Raw genomic sequence first — 19,693 nt, 5'->3', positions numbered from 1 at the left:
TCTCTAATCTCCAACCTCCAACCTCCAACCTATAGCTTATAACCTTCTCACCTTCCACTCGGCTTTCCAGCTATACAGCACGGGCACAAGAAAATAGGAAGTGACGTCAATAAGCATTCCTCCAAAAATGGGAATGGCCATTGGAATCATAATATCACTTCCTTTACCTGTAGAAGTTAAAACGGGAAGCAGGGCAAGAACGGTCGTTACGGTAGTCATTAAACAAGGTCTAATTCTTTTTCCTGCGGCTTCTAAAGTTGCGCTTCGTATTGCTTTTTTATCTGTAGGCTTTGTTCTATCAAAAGTTTGTGTTAGGTAGGTGGCCATCACGACACCGTCGTCTGTAGCGATCCCAAACAAGGCAATAAAACCAACCCAAACCGCTACACTTAGATTGATGGTTTTCATATTAAAAAGCTCACGCATATTTTCACCAAATAAATTAAAATTGAAAAACCAATCCTGTCCGTAAAGCCAAATCATCACAAAGCCACCAGCAAATGCCACAGCGATACCTGTAAAAATCATCAGCGAAGTAGCAACCGATTTAAACTGAAAATATAAAATAATGAAAATGATAATTAAGGATAAGGGAACCACGAGCGCCAGTGTCTTCTCTGCGCGTAATTGATTTTCATAGGTTCCTGTAAAATTGTAACTCACCCCTTTAGGAATGGTCAACTCAGCATTTTCAATTTTCTCTTTGATGAGTGCTTGTGCGTTTTCTACCACATCTACTTCCGCAAAGCCATCCAATTTATCAAACAACACATAGCCAATTAAGAAGGTATCTTCACTTTTTATAACTTGAGGTCCTTGCTCATACTTAATTTCTACCAAATCGCCCAACGGCACCTGGCTTCCATTTGCAACGGGAACATAGATGTCTTTTATTTTATCTGGATTTGAACGTAGTTCTCTAGGATAGCGCACTCGTACCCCATAACGCTCTCGACCTTCTACCGTTTGAGTAAGCGGCATACCACCAACCGCCACTTGTAGCACTTGTTGCACTTTTGCAATTGAGATACCATATCTTGCTAATTGATCTCTTTTTATATCGATTAATAAGTAAGGTTTTCCTACAATACGATCTGCAAAAACGGCTTGTTCTTTAACCCCTTCAGCTTGCTTTAAAATCTCTTCTAGTTCTAAGCCAAAATTTTCTATGGTTTTTAAATCGGGTCCCATAACTTTTATACCCATGGGAGCTCGCATACCTGTTTGCAACATCACCAGTCGGGTTTCTATGGGTTGCAATTTTGGAGCAGAAGTAACTCCCGGCAGTTTGGTGACTTTTACAATCTCGTTCCAAATATCATCTGGCGATTGTATTTCTGGTCGCCAGTTTCTAAAATACGCTCCGTCTTCATCGGGAATGAGATTCTTGCGGGTCACATTTAGTGCAGTCGAGATGCTTCCGTTATTCCTAGCGTTCTTGACTACGCTCGAACTGACCTCTATATTTGTATTAAAGAATAACTTATCATTCTTCAGCATAAAAAACCCGTCTTCATTCACTTTAAAACGTTGTTTCTCGCCTACAGCATTTACGGCATATTCAGACTTATACAAAATTACATTTTCATACATCGACATGGGTGCGGGATCGAGCGCAGATTCTGTTCTACCTGCTTTTCCTACTACGGTTTCAATTTCAGGAATACTGACAACCGCCATATCAAGCTGTTGCAAAACACGTTTATTTTCCTCTACACCAGCGTGGGGTAGGGAAGTAGGCATTAATAAAAATGAACCTTCATTAAGCGCGGGCATAAACTCTTTACCCGTATTTCTCATAATAAGGATCCCTAGAACCAATACGGTAGTGGGAATCATTAAAAATAAGATTCGGTTTTGAAGTGCCCAACTCAAAATCTTGTGATAATAGTTTTGAAATACAGAGAAGATACCTAGCAAACCAAAGCAGATGATTCCTACAAAAAGTAGATTTATAGCGATGCTTCTATCAAAACCTAAGGGACGCCAATATTCAGCTAATAACAATACAATCGCTGCCGCGGAAATGATGACGTTTACGAGATTTTGAGAAACGAAGAAACGAAACTTAGAAATAGCGATGAGTTGTTTCTCTGCTGAATTCTTACTAAACCAAAATCCGTTAAGGCCGTAAGCAATAAGTACGCAACCCAATGCATTACCGTAAATGATAATTGCAATGCCCAACACCACAAGCAACGAATAGATTACATACCTAAACGTTTTTTTTATGCTCACTTTTCTAAACAAAAATGCGGCTATTGGTGGAATTAAGAAAAGTGCGATAATTAGCGAGGCAGCAATGGCCATCGTTTTGGTAAAAGCAAGCGGTCTAAATAATTTACCCTCTGCGCCAATCATCGTAAAAACGGGTAGAAAACTAATAATGGTGGTGAGAACCGCAGTGAGAATAGCTCCCGAAACCTCTGCGGTAGCATTATATATAACTGTATTTATGCCAAGTTTTTCACTCTCAATAGTATGATTGTCATTTTCTTCTAGATGCCGAATCATATTTTCGGCGAGGATGACGCCCACATCTACCATAGTACCAATGGCAATCGCAATCCCAGAGAGCGCAACAATATTGGCATCTACATCAAAAAGTTTCATGGTAATAAAAACCATAAGAACCGCAACAGGCAGCAGACCAGAAATAAGAATAGATGCTCTTAAATTAAAAACCATAACGATAATCACAAGAATGGTGATTAAAATTTCTAGCGTAAGAGCCTCATTAAGCGTAAATAGGGTTTCTTGAATCAACTGAGAACGGTCGTAAAAAGGTACAATCGTTAATTTTGAGGTGCGGCCATCGGCTAAAATTTTTGTGGGAAGACCAGAGGAAATTTCGGCAATTTGATCTTTTACATTATTAATAACCTCTAAGGGATTGGCGCCATACCTAGCCACAACGACACCACCAACCACTTCTGCGCCTTCTTTATCTAGAATACCACGCCTTGTTTCTGGTCCTAACTGCACCCGCGCTAGATCTTTTATGCGAATGGAGGTAAAGTTTTCTGAAGTGATTACTGCATTTTCAATATCGGCGATCGATTTTACATAACCTAATCCGCGTACTAAATATTCAGCTTGATTTATTTCTAAAGTCTGTGCACCAATATCTTGGTTAGATTCTTTCACAGCATTTACAACTTCGGTTAAACCGATATTATACTGACGCATTTTTTCTGGGTCAACATCAATTTGGTATTCTTGTACATAACCTCCAATAGAGGCTACTTCTGCAACTCCGCTTGCCGATGACAAACCATATTTAACATAGTAATCCTGTATGCTGCGAAGTTCATGTAAATCCCAGCCTCCTGTAACCTTGCCTTGGGTGTCTCTGCCTTCTAAGGTGTACCAAAATACCTGTCCTAATCCTGTTGCATCTGGGCCCAAAGCGGGTTGAGCATCATTAGGTAATAAATTAGCCGGTAGGGAATTGAGTTTTTCTAAAATACGACTTCTAGACCAGTAGAATTCTACATCTTCTTCAAAAATGATGTAAATACTAGAAAAGCCAAACATAGAAGAACTACGAATAGTTTTTACCCCAGGAATACCCAATAAGGACGTGGTTAGGGGGTAGGTAATTTGGTCTTCAATATCTTGCGGCGAGCGACCTTCCCATTTGGTAAAAACGATTTGCTGGTTTTCGCCAATATCAGGAATGGCATCAACGGCTACGGGATTGGTAGGCAAGCCACCCATATTCCAATTAAACGGCGCGTGTATAAGTCCCCATCCTATAAATAAAACCAAAAGCAAAATAGCAATCAATTTATTTTCTATAAGAAATTTGATGCTTTTATTGAGCATGAGATGTAATGTATTAGACAGTTATAAGAAAGCTGAAGCGTTATTTCTAACCACGAGAAACAACAAAATTTGCCCAAAACAGAAATACTGCTGGGCTTATTTCCCCAGTAAAAGCGGGGAGTGTCTAATATTTTAAATTAAAAAGGTTTGGTGCAGCACTTGCACATCCCGTTTGACAAAGGGAGGTGCGTAATCTACAAAAGGAATTTGTTTAGATTCTGTTCCTTCAAATAGATTGATGTAGGTATATGTAAAAGAGGTAACAAAAATTTGTTGCTCTAAAGTAAGCTGATCAAATGAAGTTTTAAGGTTATCTTGTCCTTCCTGTACCAATTGTTTATCTGAACAGCAAGATTCTTTAGACATCTTGGGACTCTCACAACTGCCAAGGCTTTCGTTTTTATTATTTTCCATCCTGCAGGTTTCTACCTGTTGGGTAAATGAAAAATCAACCAATGTTTCTCCGCAATAGTGCATATCTACCGTAAAAGACATGGTAGTCATAAGAACTACAGCTACCATAAAAACCGCCATTGCATTGTGGAGAAATTTTTTCATAGTGTAAAAGTATGAAAAACCACCTCAATTACTTTTTTTTTAACTTACTTTTTTACTATTACAGAAAAAATAAATGGAAATAGTAACATTAAATTTACAACTGCGTAGTTGCAGAAGCATACGGTTAAATAGCTATTTATATGCTTTAGTTTACAACTATTATTATTATTATTATTAGTAGGGTAAGCATATCTATAATAAAATGATCTATTTTTCAAATTTGAAATGAAGTAGTTATATTTTTAGTAATTTTTTAAAGCAAAAAACACACTTTAACCGATAAATATGTTTTAAAACGACAATTTATTAATGATATCTCAATAATTTAAATTAGTTACTGCTATATTATTATTATTTTATACATTTGCGGACTATAAAATTATACATTATGAAGTGTAGGAGTCTTTTAATTTATGTGAGTTTTTTATTCGGGTTTCTTCCGATACTTCAAGCGCAAACTGATAATGTTGGGATAAATACCACAAATCCGCGAACTAAGTTAGAAGTTGGTGGAGATATGAATGTGAATGGTGGAATTCAAATTAATGAATTGAATCCCGTTGGAGCTACAGATAAATCTATTTTATTAGGGCAACAAGGAGACGGTTTCGTAAAAGAATTAGATGCTGGAGTTGAGGGTACTGCTATTGCATATTTTCAAGAATATAGATTAAGTAATATGAATGGGGATTGGGTGTTGGATTTTAATACGAATATCAACTCTTCTGAATATGTGGTGACCATCATTTCTGCCTTTTTTAATCAAGGATTAGAGATGTCTTCCAATCCAAGTAATTTTACGATTCCTTATATTTCTGCTTATGTAGATGGTGGAACTTGGCATCTTATTGCTGATTATCCATCTGCGAACCCAGTTACCGCTAATCAAGGTGTGTGGGTAATTAGAACATTAATCTTATCTAAGGATTTTTCTAAAGATTTTCCCCAACAAGTTGTTAATATGAACGGCACAAGAGCTGGCGCTGCCGCAACCCCTGTAATTGATTAATTATGATAAAGAACTTAACACTTTTGTTATTTTTGTTTTGCACTACATTTGGATTTTCGCAAGTCGGAATCGGCACCACGAGCCCTACTTCAGGCTACGAGCTAGATATAAATGGTTCGCTTTTGGTTCAGGACGAGTTGAAAGTCGGTAATTTTCCTGATGGAACTTTGCAAACAAATGATTATAAATTTTTGGTTCGTTTGTCTAACTCTGTGCCTCCAGGGGAAGTAGCAAAGCTAGATTTAACGCAAATACCAGTGGCTCCTGTAAATATTGCAGATTATAAGTTTACCAACCTGCAAAGAGATAATGTGACTAACGTAGATTTACAGTTTGATGCTAGTAAATACATTGTAGGGGTTGCCAACTTTAGATATGAAGGTCAATCGATTCCCAAGGGAGGTAATGGCGCCATAGGTGATTTTGTGTATAGGGTGTTTGTAGAAGGTAATACTTGGCATATAGAAATGCGAAATAGAACATTGAATGCTGTGGCTAACAATACGATTACGTATTCTGTATCGCTCATTATATATGACAGAAAATACTTTAAATCTCTTTCTCCTATATCGGTAAACCTTAATGGTAGTAATACAGGATCTGCTGCTGCACCTACAGAACTTTAAAAAAGAATATTATGAATCAGAAATACGTTTTTTTTATTTTCATTTTTTTCCAAAGTATATACTTATTTGCGCAGGTAGGTATTAATAATACTACTCCCACTGCTACATTAGATGTTACAGGAGAAGTTTTGGTTCAAAACAAATTATACTTAGAAAATCCTGGAAAGTATACAGAAGATCCAGACTCCAAATTGCTTATGATAAGTGATGCAGATGGCTCTAAGATTAAATATGATGTTAGTAACAGTACCTTTGGGCCTCTAAACTATGTAGAATTTGCTTTTAATGATGTATCTAATTTTGGTTTAGATGGTGGTTATAATACACAGATAGATGTTAACAAATATACGCTAGCCGTGCAAGGCTACTATTTTAATCTTAATGGTGATACCAATATCTCTTTTAAGTCGACGAACACAACTAATCCAGTGGAAGGGCAACAATTTTATGCTTACAAGCAGAATGGCACTTGGTGGTTAAATGCTTCTGTTAATAATAGCCGATTTTATGTAGGGGAGAATCTCGCGCAATCTGTAGATATTTATATGGAGGTGATAGTTTACAGAAATAATTTTATCACTAAAGTTTTTGATACACCGCAACAGGTAGATATGGGGGCAGCAGCTACGAAGACAGTACCTCTTCCTGCAGGGTTTTAAAAAGGTGTTTTTGTAATCTACTGCTTCAGTTAGATTGCATTTGCAACATTGGATTATATATGTAAAAACCGCTAAGTACTTTAGCGGTTTTTTTAACTGTAATTTTCATCAATTATTTTTTTATAAGGAATTTAAAATAGATTGATCTTTTAAATCTGCATCAAAAACTATAAAGAATTGATGATATGAATTGATAACAAATTGAAATGACTAGTAAAAACTAACGATCTTTGTGAGAAAATCCTGTTTTCTACTACTAAAAGCATTAGAGATGTTTCTCCATTTTAATATTGGCTCTTTCATACATATCTGTTTCTAAGTCCACTTCAATAAACCCATATTTTCGATATAGATGAATTGCAGATTCTAATTGAGTATTGGAATATAGAATTATAGTTTTTATTTCTTTTTGAGTTGCAAAACGCAAGCAATGTTCCAGCATCGTGGTTCCAATTTTACGGCCTTGAGCTATTGTGGATACCGCCATTTTACTCATTTCAAAAACATTTTCTTTTCTTTTTAGTAAGGCATAGGTGCCTACTATTTCATCGTTTAATTTTGCATAAAAAATAAATCCTCCTTTATCTATAATTTCTTTCTTGGGATTGGAAAGAGAAATAATATCCTTCTCTTCTAATTCAAAGTATTTTTGTAGCCATTCATAATTGAGTGTTTTAATAGGTTCTTGTAGGTCATCAGAAAATTCTAATATTTTAATTTTTGTGAAGCTCATACTCGCGGTATAGGTTATAAAAGTACGTAAAGAGTGTGCAAATAAAAAAAACCAGTATTTACAAAAGCTTTGTAAAGTACTGGTTTTAATGGTGACCTTGCCAGGATTCAAACCTGGAACCTCCTGAGCCGTAATCAGGTGCGCTATTCAGTTGCGCCACAAGGCCATTTTGAGAATGCAAATATATTTCTTTTCTTCAATACAGCAAAAGTTTTTGTTTAAAATTTAGGTTTTAAATTGAACTGTTGCTTTTTTATTTTAGGTAGAGATAATTGCTAAAAAGTACCACTATCTTTTAAATTGATATTAATTCTGAAGCAATTTCTGATTGGGGTTGGTAGAGGCGTGTTTGGTAACCCAAGCTTTCCAACCAATAATGGCTAATTGAAATTTTGAAGCTTTTTGCAAATCAAGACCTTTTTTGGTGTAATTGGGTAAAATAACTTTGTTAAGTTTAGAAAGTCCTCTAAAAAATGTGGTTTTAAGTCCCATGGTTTTTATTTTAAAAATACAAAATCCTTAGGCCACAAGTGCTTAAGGATTCTGTTTTTAAGAAAATTATAGGTTTTAGCTTTCTATACATCCACTTATTTTGTTGCATTTGAGGCTTTTTCTTTAGAGGAATTTTTTTGCTGTAAAAAATTTATTCCGATTACTTCTATTTTACTGCAAGAACATCCAAAGGAAAGCGTGAACCTTTTGAAGTTGTTTATTTTTAGCGGGCAATTTCTAAAACTTATTTTCAAGTTGCATTTCTCAATCTAACATTATAGTCTATACTTTAGTATCTACTTTATTAGTTCATATTTTAATTTCTCAGAAAGAGAAAACCCTTATCTTCGCAAAAAAATAATATATGTCTATTTTATTTCTATTCTTAGGTTTAATCTTACTAGTAGTAGGAGGGGAGTTCTTGGTACGCTCTGCAGTAGCGCTATCTTTTAAGCTGAATATTTCTAAAATGGTTATTGGACTTACAGTGGTTTCTTTTGCGACCTCTATGCCGGAGCTATTGGTGAGTTTGCAAGCGGCTCTCAGCGGATTTTCAGACATTAGCTTAGGAAACGTCATTGGATCTAACATCGCAAATATAGGTTTGGTTCTTGGTATTACCGCTATTATTAGCAGCCTAGAAATAGATAAAGACTTTTATAAATTCAATTGGCCAGTGATGATGTTGTTTTCGGTGATGTTGTATTTCTTTTTATATACAGGAGGAAATATTTCTAGAACTGAAGGAATTGGCTTTGTGATCGCCATCATTATTTACTTGGTGGTTTTGATTAGACGGGCAAGAAAACATGATGAAGTGGCTACAGAAGATGTAGATGATAGCTTGCAGGTGGTTTCTTATTTTAAAATAATTATATGGTTGCTTATAGGGGGAGCTGCACTTTATTTTGGATCAGATTTCTTGGTAAAAGGAGCTGTAGATATTGCGACTAAAATTGGAGTAAGTGAGCGCGTTATTTCGGTAACCATGATTGCGGTAGGTACAAGTGTGCCAGAGCTGGCAGCATCTGTAATTGCTGCGTTAAAAAAGGAGAAAGCCTTATCTCTTGGTAACCTTATTGGATCTAATATTTTTAATATTGCTTCAGTTTTAGGAATCACGGCAATTATAAAGCCCATATTTATGCAATCAGAAGAAATTTTAACTAATGATATTTTCTGGATGTTGGGTTTTGCTTTTATACTGTTACCATTGGTATTTTTACCCAAGAAATTTGTTTTTAGTAGATATAAAGGGATTATCATATTTTCGGCTTACGCTATTTTTATTGCATTAACTTTCTTGGAATAGACTTTTTTTAGGGGGGTGTTATTAAAAATAACATATTTTTATAATATGTTAACATTCAATTGGAAGGGTGTTTTGTAGAAATAATTATTTTTGTCATACAATTTAAAAATAAATAGATGGCAAAATTAAGATTTGAAGCATTAAAAGAAAGTTTTCACCGTAAACCAATTATTTTTCAAGAACCAGCACGTCGATCAGAAATCTTCGGAAAGAATGTTTTTGGAGAAAAAGCCATGCGTCAATTTCTTACGAGAGATTCTTACAAGAGCGTTATGGATGCAATTCAGAATGGTTCTAAAATCGATAGAAATTTAGCCGATCATATTTCTACAGGAATGAAAGAATGGTCTATTTCTAAAGGAGCTACTCATTATACACACTGGTTTCAACCTTTAACAGGTTCTTCCGCAGAAAAGCATGATGCTTTTTTTGAAACTGTAGAAGATGGTTCAGCTATAGAGAAATTTGGTGGAGGTGCTTTGGTTCAGCAAGAACCAGATGCTTCTAGTTTCCCTAACGGCGGAATTAGAAATACCTTTGAAGCTAGAGGTTACACCGCTTGGGATCCCACATCGCCTGCATTTATATTTGGAACCACGCTTTGCATTCCTACCGTATTTGTTTCTTATACTGGGGAAGCTTTAGATTATAAGACGCCGCTGTTAAGATCATTACATTCCTTAGACCAAGCTGCGACACAGGTAGCAAAATATTTTGATAAAAAGGTGACTAAAATTACTGCTACGTTAGGCTGGGAGCAGGAATATTTCTTAATCGATTCCGCTTTAGCGAGCTCAAGACCAGATATTATGATGTCTGGAAGAACCTTATTAGGACATTCTCCAGCAAAAGGACAGCAATTAGACGATCACTATTTTGGAGCTATTCCTTCTCGTGTACTTAATTACATGAAAGAAATGGAGAATGAGTGCATGTTGTTGGGAATTCCTGTAAAGACACGTCACAACGAAGTAGCGCCTAATCAATTTGAATTAGCGCCTATTTTTGAAGAAGCTAATTTAGCAGTAGATCACAATACCTTATTAATGGATGTGATGGAGAAGGTAGCAGAAAGACATCACTTTAAAGTACTTTTTCACGAAAAACCATTTGCAGGAGTTAACGGTAGTGGAAAGCATAATAATTGGTCTTTAGCAACAAATACTGGAGTTAATTTGTTAAGTCCGGGAACTACGCCTATGAAAAATCTTCAGTTTCTAGCGTTTTTTGTCAATACCATTAAAGCGGTGCATGATAATGAAGAGCTTTTAAGAGGAACGATTGCTACGGCTTCTAATGATCACCGCCTTGGAGCAAATGAAGCGCCTCCAGCAATTATATCGGTATTTATTGGATCTCAGTTAACGGAAGTCTTAGATGAATTAGAAAAAGTAACCGATGGTAAACTTTCTCCACAAGAAAAAACGGAACTAAAACTGAATGTAGTAGGGAAAATACCCGAAATTCTTTTAGATAATACAGATAGAAATAGAACCTCTGCTTTTGCGTTTACTGGAAATAAATTTGAATTTAGAGCAGTGGGATCTACCGCCAATTGTGCGAACCCTATGACTGTATTAAATTCTATTGTTGCTAAACAACTTCAGGAATTTAAAAAAGAAGTAGATGTCTTGATTAAGAAAGACAAGATGAAGAAAGATGATGCTATCTTCAACGTACTGCGAGAATACATTAAAGACTCTAAACGCATTCGTTTTGAAGGTGATGGTTACGGAGAAGCATGGGAAATAGAAGCAGAAAAACGCGGATTAAGCAACCATAAAAGTACTCCTGAAGCTTTAAAAATTAAAAAAGCGCAATCTACGATAGATTTATACGAGAGTGTGGGGGTAATGAATAGAGTGGAGGTAGAATCTCGACACGAAATTGAGGTAGAGGAATATGCCTTGCATATTCAAATTGAAGGACGTGTATTAGGAGATATTGCTAGAAATCATATTATTCCTACTGCGATAAAATACCAAAATGTACTCATTAAAAATGTGAAGGGACTTAAGGAGATTTATGGAGAGGATTTTAAGAAGTATGCTAAAGAGCAATTGGTGATTATTGAAAATATTTCTAACCATATTGAGAAAATCAATTCTGGAATTACCGATATGATTGAGGAGCGTAAAAAAGCAAATAAAATAGAGAATTCAGAAGATAAAGCTTTTGCTTATAGCAAGGAGGTAAAACCTTATTTTGAAATTATTCGTTACCATTGTGATAAATTAGAATTATTGGTAGATGATGAAATTTGGCCTCTAACCAAGTATAGAGAGTTATTATTTACCAAATAGAAGCAATTACTAACTTTATTAAAACCTGTACTTTTTAAGTGCAGGTTTTTTTGTTTCTGCTTCTCAAATAAGCATAAATTGAAGAGCTCATGGGTGTAAAACACTGATTTATCTTTAATTTTTAGGTTTAAATTAGTAAAGTATCAAAATTACAGACGTTTAAGTGAATCATTATAGCGTTTAAGGTTAAATGTATGTATTATAACGATTATAAAGTGTTTTATAACGAGAATTCATAATTTTTATTGTCACGCTTGTTTTATTCAAGTAGTTTAGTCCTAAGTAATTAAGACATGTCAAATTTATTGTTGTAATGCATGCAACAAGGTTTTTACTGGTAGGATACTGAAATTTGGGGGTAGTTTAAAAACTAATCAGATTAAAAGTATAATATAAGCTTATAAACGAGCAAATTATTGTTGAGGTGATTTATTTATAAACATCTAAACAAAGAAAGTTATGTGATTTCTCAAAGAGGAAATCCTAAGACATTAACTTATTATAAAACTTTATATTATGAAAAAAGTAATTTTATGCGCAACAGCATTAATGTTTGGAGCGATTGGTTTCGCTCAAGTAAGTGGAGCTCCACAAGCTTCTCAAGTTGCAGCACAAGCAGGTGCGGCAGCTGGAGCCAATACGGGAGAGTCTGTTCAAAACGGAAACGATAACCGAGTATGGGTTCGTCAAGCGGGGACAAGTCAGTCTGTTTATACCAACCAAAATGATGGTTCTGGTATGGGAGGTAACTTAGCACGTGTTAGGCAAACTGGAGTAGTGAATCCATTGAGTGGTGAATTAAATTTAGCTGAAGTATTGCAATCTGGTTCAGAAAACCAATCAACAACTTGGCAGCAAGGTGATAGAAATAATGCTATTACCCGTCAAGGCCAAAATGATGATGCGAGTGCAAGAAACAAAGCACTTATTCAGCAAGGTAATAACCAAAATGCAGAGGATAACTTTGCAGCCATTGATCAAGATGGAGAAGATAACAATGCGTTAACTTTCCAAACTTGGGATAATAGTGCTGCTTTGACTACTCAGTTAGGTAACGAGAATACATCTTTTATTCGTCAAAAAGCTGGTCCAAACGGAACAGATGGTCATGAAGCCGAAGTAGAGCAAGTTGGTAATAATAACAATTCTATTGTAAGACAAGAACTTGGTGCAGGTGCGGGAAATATAGCACGTACGTTCCAGTCTGGAGACGATAACTATGCGCAACAAGATCAAGTTACAGATGCAAATTCAGGTAACACTGGTAACTTTGGTATTATCGCACAAGGTAATGTAACTACTGGAATCATGTTCGATCCAATTTGGGGAGACTTACAAATGGTAGATAATATTACCAATGGTTCTCAAAGTTTAGGTTCTTTTGGAGGTATTGCTTTTCAAAATCAAAGCGGACACGAAAACGAAGCAGATATTCGTCAATTCGGTGATGATCCCTCTAATGCAAACTACGCAGAACAAAATCAATCTAACTCTGGTAACTCTGCATTTATGGTTCAAAATCTATATGGTTCAACAATGGGCGCAGGAAACTATGCACGTCAAGACCAAAGCGGAACAAACAGTGAAGCGGGTATTGGTCAAAACGGATTTGATCACATAGCCTACCAAAGACAAATGGGTGATGATAACATAGCTCTTTCTACGCAGAGAGGGCATGATAATCTTGTGAATACTTACCAAGATGGTGATAGTAACCGTGCTACAACAGCTCAAAGAGGAGAATGTAACCAAATATTATTGGTGCAACGTGGAGGGCATAGTTATAGTGTGGAGCAAAATCTTCCTGGAGGTATGCCAGTTGGAATGCCTAATGGAGGTAACGTAGCTGATATTCTTCAGTTAGGACCAGGTGGAGACTTTAGTGCAGATGCTATCAATTGTGAAGTTCCTGGAGCTCTAACGCCAGAAACGCCACAAACACCTCAGGATTTCACTATCGATCAGCCTTGTGTAGGATGTTAAGAATTTTTTAACACAGCATTAAGTTCTGAGTAATTGTGAAATTACAAGTAATTTAATAGATAAGGGGGACTCATAATAATGATGTCCTCTTTATTTTAATAAATAGGACTCATTATTAATAAATAATTAATATATTTATCATTATGAAAATTTTAACACCCATTGCATTCTTGATTTTTATTTTTATTGGTCTACAAGGCTTTTCGCAAACTTTTAAGAAAGAAAATACAGAAGTGCAGACAGCAGGAGAGGCCCAAGCGGCTACACCAGAGTTATTTAAAGCTTTGGGTATAAGCAATAGCGTAAATCCAAAAAATAGTACTTTGACAAATAATACTGTTTTTATTAGACAAATAGGAGAGGGCAATCGGGCTGCAATTAGCACAGATACAAATGCTAGTGAAGTTAATTTAATTCAAAATGGAGATCAAAACGGCGTAAATTTAGATTATACCGCAAATACGATCTATACTAATATACTTCAAAATGGAAGTTTTAACTTAGTAAAAGATTTTGTGTATGATCGTAATGTAGATGCATCGCTTGAATTAACACAAGAAGGAGGAAATTATTTTGAGCGATTTGGTACCAATGAAATTACGAAGTCTTTAAAGTTTAAACAAACAGAAAATTCTCCCGACATTATTATACGGAGTTATAAGTAAACTAGATTTTATTTTGAAACAATATATCTACTTCATATTAATTTTTTTAATTTTTGGTTTGACACCGATTAGTGTAGTGCATGCGCAATACTATAATAAAGAGATCAAAGCCGAAATATTAATTGAGAGAAGTAGTGAGTTTACAACTTTTAAAGCATCCGCAGAAAACTTAACCCCGTCTGATTATTCTTTACAATATGAATTCATGGTTTTTAGTAGCGATGACAATGGCAATACGTCAAAAAGTAGTCAAGCCAACAATTTTTTTATAGAAGGTCACGATAAAGTGCTTCTTGCTCAAGCAAATATAAATTTTAATGAAGAGGGAAAAATAATTTTAGTCTTACTTCTTTACGATAAAGATGGAAAAACGATTGGTAAAGATCGTATCGTACTGGAAGATGGTGGTAGAACAGAAATTGATCCAAAACGAGAAAAAATAGCAGTCAACTCGCAAGACCAAGCTAAACCTCAGGATGGTTTTATAATTAATGGATTAATTATTGAAAACACATTAACAAAAGCTGGTAGGGATTTTTACCGTTATTTTTATTCAGATTATTATAATAGAGGTATAATATCAGCTAAAAATATTACTATTGAAGAGGCTCCGGGACGTGGTCGTACCACAAGAATTAGTGTAAAAGTGGGAGATGATTTAGTATGGCAATTTTTTTCTCAACCTAGGAAAGATTTTTTAAAAAAAATGGCTAAAACAGCTCTAGATCGTGCAATTGCACATTTACAGCGTTTGCAACAGCAAAATCAACAGATAACGAGATATTAAATACTGCAACTATGAAATATACATTTTTTTTAATTCTTATTTTTTTTGGATGTTCTCTAAGTGCACAGCAATTAACCTATAAACCAATAAATCCCGCTTTTGGAGGGGAGACATTTAATTATCAATGGATGTTAAGTTCTGCCAGCGCTCAAAATGGGTTTACTGCTCCAGGAAAACAGCAGAATGAAAAATCTGACTTAGATCGTTTTGGAGAAACCTTAAATAGTCAAATTTTGAGTCAAATATCTAGACGTTTATTACAACAACAAATTGATGGCATTGGAGCGCTGACGGAGCCAGGTACCTTCAGCTTTGGTAGTTTAGAAATAGAAGTTTTTGAATCTAATGAAGGTTTGATAATTAATATTCTCGATACTTCTAATGGCGAACAGACACAGGTAATAGTTCCTAATTAACCACACTTAACTACTTATGATAAAAAAAATACAATTGGCTGCACTAACCGGTCTTATGTTCATTTTAAATTCTTGTGGGGCTTATTTTAATCAACCCTTTCAGCAAACCCCTTCTCGAGTTGGAGAATTTTCAAAATCTACTCAAGGTTTATTAGACTTGCCAGAAGCTGCAGATCGGGTAGAAGTCGCTGTTTATAATTTTAGCGATCAAACAGGGCAATATAAGCCTGTCGAAAACGGAAGCACATTTAGTACTGCCGTAACTCAGGGTGCAACCACAATTTTAATTAAAGCCTTGGAAGATTCGGGGTACTTTTTACCTATTGAAAGAGAAAATCTTAGTAATTTATCTACAGAGCGTAGCATTATACGGAATACCAAACAAGAATATATAAAAAACTTAAATCCCAATGAGCCTCCATTACCACCTTTACTTTATGCAGGTCTTTTATTGGAAGGCGGTATAATTTCTTACGATACCAATATAGTTACCGGTGGAATTGGGGCGCGATATTTTGGAATTGGGGGCGCAACAAAATATAGACAAGATCGTATTACAATTTATCTAAGAGCCGTCTCTACTAGTAATGGAGAAATTTTGAAAACTGTTTATGTTTCAAAAACCATACTTTCTCAGTCTTTAGATGCTAGTTATTTTCGGTTTGTAAAATTTCAACGTTTGTTAGAAGCCGAAACGGGTATTACAAGAAACGAGCCTTTACAAATAGCCGTTAAAGATGCCATTGAAAAAGCCGTTCATGATCTGATCATAGAGGGTATCGAGGATCGGTTTTGGTCAACAAAAGCCGGGAAGGAAACCAACAAAGAATTAGTGGAGAATTATGTTAAAGAAAAAGAAGAAGAAGAATCTATAGAGCTTTATAATAGAGTTTTAAAGAAGCGAACTGCAAAGAGTATTTTGAGTGTATCTGGAGGAGCTTCTTTATTTGATGGTGATTATACAGAAAAGCAACCCGGTTACTTGGCTCGTTTAGAATACCAACAAAAAATAACAAATAATTTGGGATTTGGTCTTACAGGGTCTGTTTTTAAATTAGATAGTGGAAAACAATTTTCTGATATGTTTAGTGATGCTAGTTTAAATGCCTATTTTAATATCTTACCAGATGATGATCTGTCTCCGTATATCTATGCTGGTGGCGGAGTCGTGTATAATATTGAAAACTCTACAGAGCAAAAAACCGATACCTTTCTCAAAATGCAATACGGTGCAGGTTTAAAATATTACCTCTCGCAGCGTCTAGGTCTAAAACTTTTTGCAGAGCATAATATTTCGTTTAGTGATCAATTGGATTCCATGGTAAACGGAAAGAGAAATGATTTTTACTACAACTTTGGCCTTGGGTTAGATTATTATTTTAATTTTTAGAAAAGTATAAACGCAATCTCATACATACGATGAAAACTAAATACTATTATATTTTTTCCATATTTTTGATCGTTGCAATCTATGGTTGTAATGAAGATACACTCGATCTTGAACGCATAGGATCTGTTACCGGGAAGGTATTAGATAAAGAAACTAACGAGCCTATACAAAATGTTAAGATCTCTACAAATCCTGCATCTACAACCACCTTTACCAATGAGAGTGGAGAGTTTTCTTTGTTAAAAATAGTAGTAGATAGTTATTCGATACAAGCTGAAATAGAAGATTATAGAACTGGTTTTGAACCTGTAAATGTAGTAGAAGACGGTATTGCAGAAGTGGTAATTAATCTAGAAAGAAAAAACACAGAAAATCAAGCTCCCACGCAGCCAGAACTTATATATCCAGAAGATGGTGCCGAAAATATTGGACTACAAGTGGAGTTTGTTTGGCAAGCATCAGATCCGGAAGAAGATGATATTTATTATACCTTGAACCTACGCAACGGTACTACTAGTGAAATGCAAGAGTTCGAAATTGTAAACGATACCAGCTTTACCGTTAACAACTTAAATTTAAGTACAAGATATTTTTGGCAGGTTTCTGCTAAAGACGATGATAGTGAAGTTACCGAGTCATCTATAAGTGAATTTAAAACAATAACTGCTCTCGATAATCCGTATTTCTTCGTAAAAAAAGAAAATGGTAATAATGTAATTTATTCGGGAGATGCAATAGACTCTACTTCTACTTCTGTCGATCAAAATCTCTTTAAAGTAACTAGTGAAAACGCAAATAGCTTTAGACCAAGAAAAAACAATACTGTAGGTAAAATTGCATTTTTGCGCACTGTAGGAGGAGATGCACAACTATTTACGATCAATTTAAATGGTACAAATATTACACAGGTTACAGCCAATGTGCCTGTAGGTGGATTTAGACTGGAAGAAATAACGTATACATGGTCTGATGATGGAGCTTACTTATATTACCCAAATTTTGACAAATTATACCGTATTAATAATGATGGTAGCAACCGTACTTTAATGTATCAAACCGCAGATGGTTCTTTAATTTCTGAAGTAGAAATTCCTGATTTTGATACAGATTTATTGTTGCTTAAAACCAATAACTATCAAGGATATAATGTACGGCTTTTTACCTATAGGCTCTCCACCAACGCAGAAGAAACAGTAATTCTGGATAATATTCAAGGTGCTGCTGGCTCCATAGATATTACCGCAGATGCCAATAAGGTTTTATATTCACGAGATGTTTCTCAATCGCAAAATCAAATTTATAGACAATTTGAAGCTAGGATGTTTGTATATGATATAACCAACAATACATCCATCCAAATACCAACAGATGCCGTCCAAGGGCAGAATGAATACCACTGCAGATTTTCTCCAACAGAAGGCGGTGTTATATTCACTAGGGTGAACAATAACTTTGGAGCTAGTCCAGTAATATTTTCCTTATTATTTAGTGGAGGTGTAGAAGATAATGAGCTTTTTACCGAGGCTTCCATGCCAGAATGGCAATAATTTTAGCCTACTTTTCTTAGAAGCTAATTAAGAGAATGAGAGAAAGCCATGTATATATTTCCTAAGAGAATTAATGCAAAAAATGTAATTACTCTTAGCGGAATATAATATTTGACTTTAAGTATGAGAAGTTTGTTTTAGAATTACTTACTTTTGCCTCATAATACAATGATGCGATGAATAAAGTCAGTAAAAGATATGCACAGCGTGGAGTTTCCGCAGGAAAAGAAGATGTGCATAACGCGATTAAAAATGTAGACAAAGGATTATTTCCTCAGGCATTTTGTAAAATTATTCCAGATCATCTTACCCAAGATGAGGAGTATTGTTTAATTATGCATGCAGATGGCGCTGGTACTAAATCTTCTTTAGCATATATGTATTGGAAAGAAACTGGAGATCTTTCGGTTTGGAAAGGAATTGCTCAAGACGCATTAATTATGAATATTGATGATTTGCTATGCGTGGGCGCAACAGATAATATTTTGCTTTCTTCTACCATTGGTAGAAATAAAAACTTAATTCCTGGGGAAGTGATTTCTGCTCTCATTAATGGTACAGAAGAATTGATTAAAGAATTAAAAGATTTTGGAGTAGAGATTTATTCTACAGGTGGTGAAACCGCAGATGTTGGAGATTTAGTGAGAACCATTATCGTAGACTCTACCGTAACCGCTAGAATTAAAAAAGATAAGATAATTGATAATGCCAATATCAAAGCAGGAGACGTTATTGTTGGTTTGTCTTCCTCGGGACAGGCAACCTACGAGAAAGAATACAATGGCGGGATGGGTAGTAACGGTTTAACTTCTGCACGCCACGATGTCTTCCATAAAGATTTAGCAGCTAAATTTCCAGAGAGTTTTGATAATTCTATTCCTTCAGAATTAATTTATTCTGGAAGTAAACAGTTAAAAGATAAGGTTGAAGGTTCTCCTATAGATGCGGGAAAACTAGTGCTTTCTCCTACACGTACATATGCACCTATTATAAAGGAAATATTAGCACAACTAACGCCCAATGAGATTCACGGAATGGTACATTGTAGCGGAGGAGCGCAAACCAAAATTTTACATTTTATAGACAATTTGCATATTATTAAAGACAATATGTTTGAAGTACCACCGCTTTTTAAATTGATTCAAGAAGAGAGTAAGACAGACTGGAAAGAAATGTACCAAGTATTTAATATGGGACATCGTATGGAAATTTATCTTCCAGAGGCTTATGCCCAACAAGTGATTAAAATAGCTGAATCTTTTGGAGTGGAAGCAAAAATTGTAGGAAGAGTTGAAGGCATGGAGAATGGAAAGAAACTTACCATAACTAGTGATTTAGGAAGTTTCGAATACTAAAAATCTAACTTCTAAACTTCATTCAACTTT

The 19,693-nt window shown here is 35.3% G+C and carries 16 protein-coding genes and 1 tRNA gene; 12 read left to right on the top strand and 5 right to left on the bottom strand.

Going from position 1 to position 19,693, the window contains the following annotated elements; genetic code table 11:
• Positions 1-36: 36 nt before the first annotated feature.
• Entirely contained in the window at positions 37-3,828 is a 3,792-nt protein-coding gene (locus tag RLT85_RS00790) for an efflux RND transporter permease subunit (RefSeq protein ID WP_311400138.1), read from the bottom strand.
• Positions 3,829-3,960: 132 nt separating this feature from the next.
• Positions 3,961-4,386 (bottom strand): HYC_CC_PP family protein, encoded by a 426-nt coding sequence (locus tag RLT85_RS00785; RefSeq protein ID WP_311400137.1) that lies wholly within the window; start codon positions 4,384-4,386, stop codon positions 3,961-3,963.
• A 388-nt stretch (positions 4,387-4,774) separates the two neighbouring features.
• On the opposite strand from RLT85_RS00785, the gene RLT85_RS00780 reads away from it, so the two are divergent.
• The 3 genes from RLT85_RS00780 to RLT85_RS00770 are packed head-to-tail and all read left to right on the top strand — an operon-like array spanning position 4,775 to position 6,680.
• Positions 4,775-5,395 (top strand): hypothetical protein, encoded by a 621-nt coding sequence (locus RLT85_RS00780; RefSeq protein ID WP_311400136.1) that lies wholly within the window; start codon positions 4,775-4,777, stop codon positions 5,393-5,395.
• 2 nt (positions 5,396-5,397) lie between these two features.
• On the top strand, positions 5,398-6,021 hold the full coding sequence (locus tag RLT85_RS00775; protein WP_311400135.1) for a hypothetical protein: 624 nt from the start codon (positions 5,398-5,400) through the stop codon (positions 6,019-6,021).
• Positions 6,022-6,032: 11 nt separating this feature from the next.
• On the top strand, positions 6,033-6,680 hold the full coding sequence (locus tag RLT85_RS00770; protein ID WP_311400134.1) for a hypothetical protein: 648 nt from the start codon (positions 6,033-6,035) through the stop codon (positions 6,678-6,680).
• Positions 6,681-6,945: 265 nt separating this feature from the next.
• Here RLT85_RS00770 and RLT85_RS00765 read toward each other — a convergent pair whose 3' ends face one another.
• The 3 genes from RLT85_RS00765 to RLT85_RS00755 all read right to left on the bottom strand — a co-directional run bounded on the left by RLT85_RS00765 (position 6,946) and on the right by RLT85_RS00755 (position 7,905).
• Positions 6,946-7,413 (bottom strand): GNAT family N-acetyltransferase, encoded by a 468-nt coding sequence (locus RLT85_RS00765; protein ID WP_311400133.1) that lies wholly within the window; start codon positions 7,411-7,413, stop codon positions 6,946-6,948.
• Positions 7,414-7,502: 89 nt separating this feature from the next.
• Positions 7,503-7,579, bottom strand: a tRNA-Arg gene (locus tag RLT85_RS00760).
• Positions 7,580-7,719: 140 nt separating this feature from the next.
• Positions 7,720-7,905 (bottom strand): SsrA-binding protein, encoded by a 186-nt coding sequence (locus tag RLT85_RS00755; RefSeq protein ID WP_308865296.1) that lies wholly within the window; start codon positions 7,903-7,905, stop codon positions 7,720-7,722.
• A 364-nt stretch (positions 7,906-8,269) separates the two neighbouring features.
• Between RLT85_RS00755 and RLT85_RS00750 the strand changes: the two genes are divergently transcribed.
• From RLT85_RS00750 to RLT85_RS00710, 9 genes are all read left to right on the top strand, one after another.
• Complete coding sequence (locus RLT85_RS00750) at positions 8,270-9,217, top strand: calcium/sodium antiporter (RefSeq protein ID WP_311400132.1); 948 nt, start codon at positions 8,270-8,272, stop codon at positions 9,215-9,217.
• Positions 9,218-9,333: 116 nt separating this feature from the next.
• On the top strand, positions 9,334-11,520 hold the full coding sequence (locus tag RLT85_RS00745) for a glutamine synthetase III family protein (RefSeq protein ID WP_311400131.1): 2,187 nt from the start codon (positions 9,334-9,336) through the stop codon (positions 11,518-11,520).
• 516 nt (positions 11,521-12,036) lie between these two features.
• On the top strand, positions 12,037-13,503 hold the full coding sequence (locus RLT85_RS00740) for a curlin (protein WP_311400130.1): 1,467 nt from the start codon (positions 12,037-12,039) through the stop codon (positions 13,501-13,503).
• Between the two features lie 143 nt (positions 13,504-13,646).
• Positions 13,647-14,168: a hypothetical protein gene (locus tag RLT85_RS00735; RefSeq protein WP_311400129.1), complete on the top strand. Its 522-nt coding sequence runs from the start codon at positions 13,647-13,649 to the stop codon at positions 14,166-14,168.
• Positions 14,169-14,181: 13 nt separating this feature from the next.
• Positions 14,182-14,955: a CsgE family curli-type amyloid fiber assembly protein gene (locus RLT85_RS00730; RefSeq protein WP_311400128.1), complete on the top strand. Its 774-nt coding sequence runs from the start codon at positions 14,182-14,184 to the stop codon at positions 14,953-14,955.
• A gap of 11 nt (positions 14,956-14,966) precedes the next feature.
• Positions 14,967-15,371, top strand: a complete 405-nt coding sequence (locus RLT85_RS00725) for a curli production assembly/transport component CsgF (protein WP_311400127.1) — start codon at positions 14,967-14,969, stop codon at positions 15,369-15,371.
• 34 nt (positions 15,372-15,405) lie between these two features.
• The gene (locus RLT85_RS00720; protein WP_311400126.1) at positions 15,406-16,761 is read left to right on the top strand and encodes a CsgG/HfaB family protein; all 1,356 of its coding nucleotides are present in this window, start codon (positions 15,406-15,408) and stop codon (positions 16,759-16,761) included.
• A 29-nt stretch (positions 16,762-16,790) separates the two neighbouring features.
• Positions 16,791-18,308, top strand: a complete 1,518-nt coding sequence (locus tag RLT85_RS00715) for a carboxypeptidase-like regulatory domain-containing protein (protein ID WP_311400125.1) — start codon at positions 16,791-16,793, stop codon at positions 18,306-18,308.
• Positions 18,309-18,484: 176 nt separating this feature from the next.
• Positions 18,485-19,663, top strand: coding sequence for an AIR synthase related protein (locus RLT85_RS00710; protein ID WP_311400124.1), 1,179 nt, complete (start codon positions 18,485-18,487; stop codon positions 19,661-19,663).
• Positions 19,664-19,693 lie beyond the last annotated feature (30 nt).

It is taken from the genome of Mesonia ostreae, assembly GCF_031845265.1.
In the GTDB taxonomy this organism is placed as follows: Bacteria; Bacteroidota; Bacteroidia; order Flavobacteriales; family Flavobacteriaceae; genus Mesonia; species Mesonia ostreae.
This window is presented reverse-complemented; position numbering and strand designations above follow the sequence as displayed.

What these genes read in the sequence shown, in the direction of transcription:
- RLT85_RS00790 (WP_311400138.1), bottom strand. Translation starts at nt 3,828, where the DNA reads ATGCTCAATAAAAGCATCAAATTTCTTATAGAAAATAAATTGATTGCT.
- RLT85_RS00785 (WP_311400137.1), bottom strand. Translation starts at nt 4,386, where the DNA reads ATGAAAAAATTTCTCCACAATGCAATGGCGGTTTTTATGGTAGCTGTA.
- RLT85_RS00780 (WP_311400136.1), top strand. Translation starts at nt 4,775, where the DNA reads ATGAAGTGTAGGAGTCTTTTAATTTATGTGAGTTTTTTATTCGGGTTT.
- RLT85_RS00775 (WP_311400135.1), top strand. Translation starts at nt 5,398, where the DNA reads ATGATAAAGAACTTAACACTTTTGTTATTTTTGTTTTGCACTACATTT.
- RLT85_RS00770 (WP_311400134.1), top strand. Translation starts at nt 6,033, where the DNA reads ATGAATCAGAAATACGTTTTTTTTATTTTCATTTTTTTCCAAAGTATA.
- RLT85_RS00765 (WP_311400133.1), bottom strand. Translation starts at nt 7,413, where the DNA reads ATGAGCTTCACAAAAATTAAAATATTAGAATTTTCTGATGACCTACAA.
- RLT85_RS00755 (WP_308865296.1), bottom strand. Translation starts at nt 7,905, where the DNA reads ATGGGACTTAAAACCACATTTTTTAGAGGACTTTCTAAACTTAACAAA.
- RLT85_RS00750 (WP_311400132.1), top strand. Translation starts at nt 8,270, where the DNA reads ATGTCTATTTTATTTCTATTCTTAGGTTTAATCTTACTAGTAGTAGGA.
- RLT85_RS00745 (WP_311400131.1), top strand. Translation starts at nt 9,334, where the DNA reads ATGGCAAAATTAAGATTTGAAGCATTAAAAGAAAGTTTTCACCGTAAA.
- RLT85_RS00740 (WP_311400130.1), top strand. Translation starts at nt 12,037, where the DNA reads ATGAAAAAAGTAATTTTATGCGCAACAGCATTAATGTTTGGAGCGATT.
- RLT85_RS00735 (WP_311400129.1), top strand. Translation starts at nt 13,647, where the DNA reads ATGAAAATTTTAACACCCATTGCATTCTTGATTTTTATTTTTATTGGT.
- RLT85_RS00725 (WP_311400127.1), top strand. Translation starts at nt 14,967, where the DNA reads ATGAAATATACATTTTTTTTAATTCTTATTTTTTTTGGATGTTCTCTA.
- RLT85_RS00715 (WP_311400125.1), top strand. Translation starts at nt 16,791, where the DNA reads ATGAAAACTAAATACTATTATATTTTTTCCATATTTTTGATCGTTGCA.
- RLT85_RS00710 (WP_311400124.1), top strand. Translation starts at nt 18,485, where the DNA reads ATGAATAAAGTCAGTAAAAGATATGCACAGCGTGGAGTTTCCGCAGGA.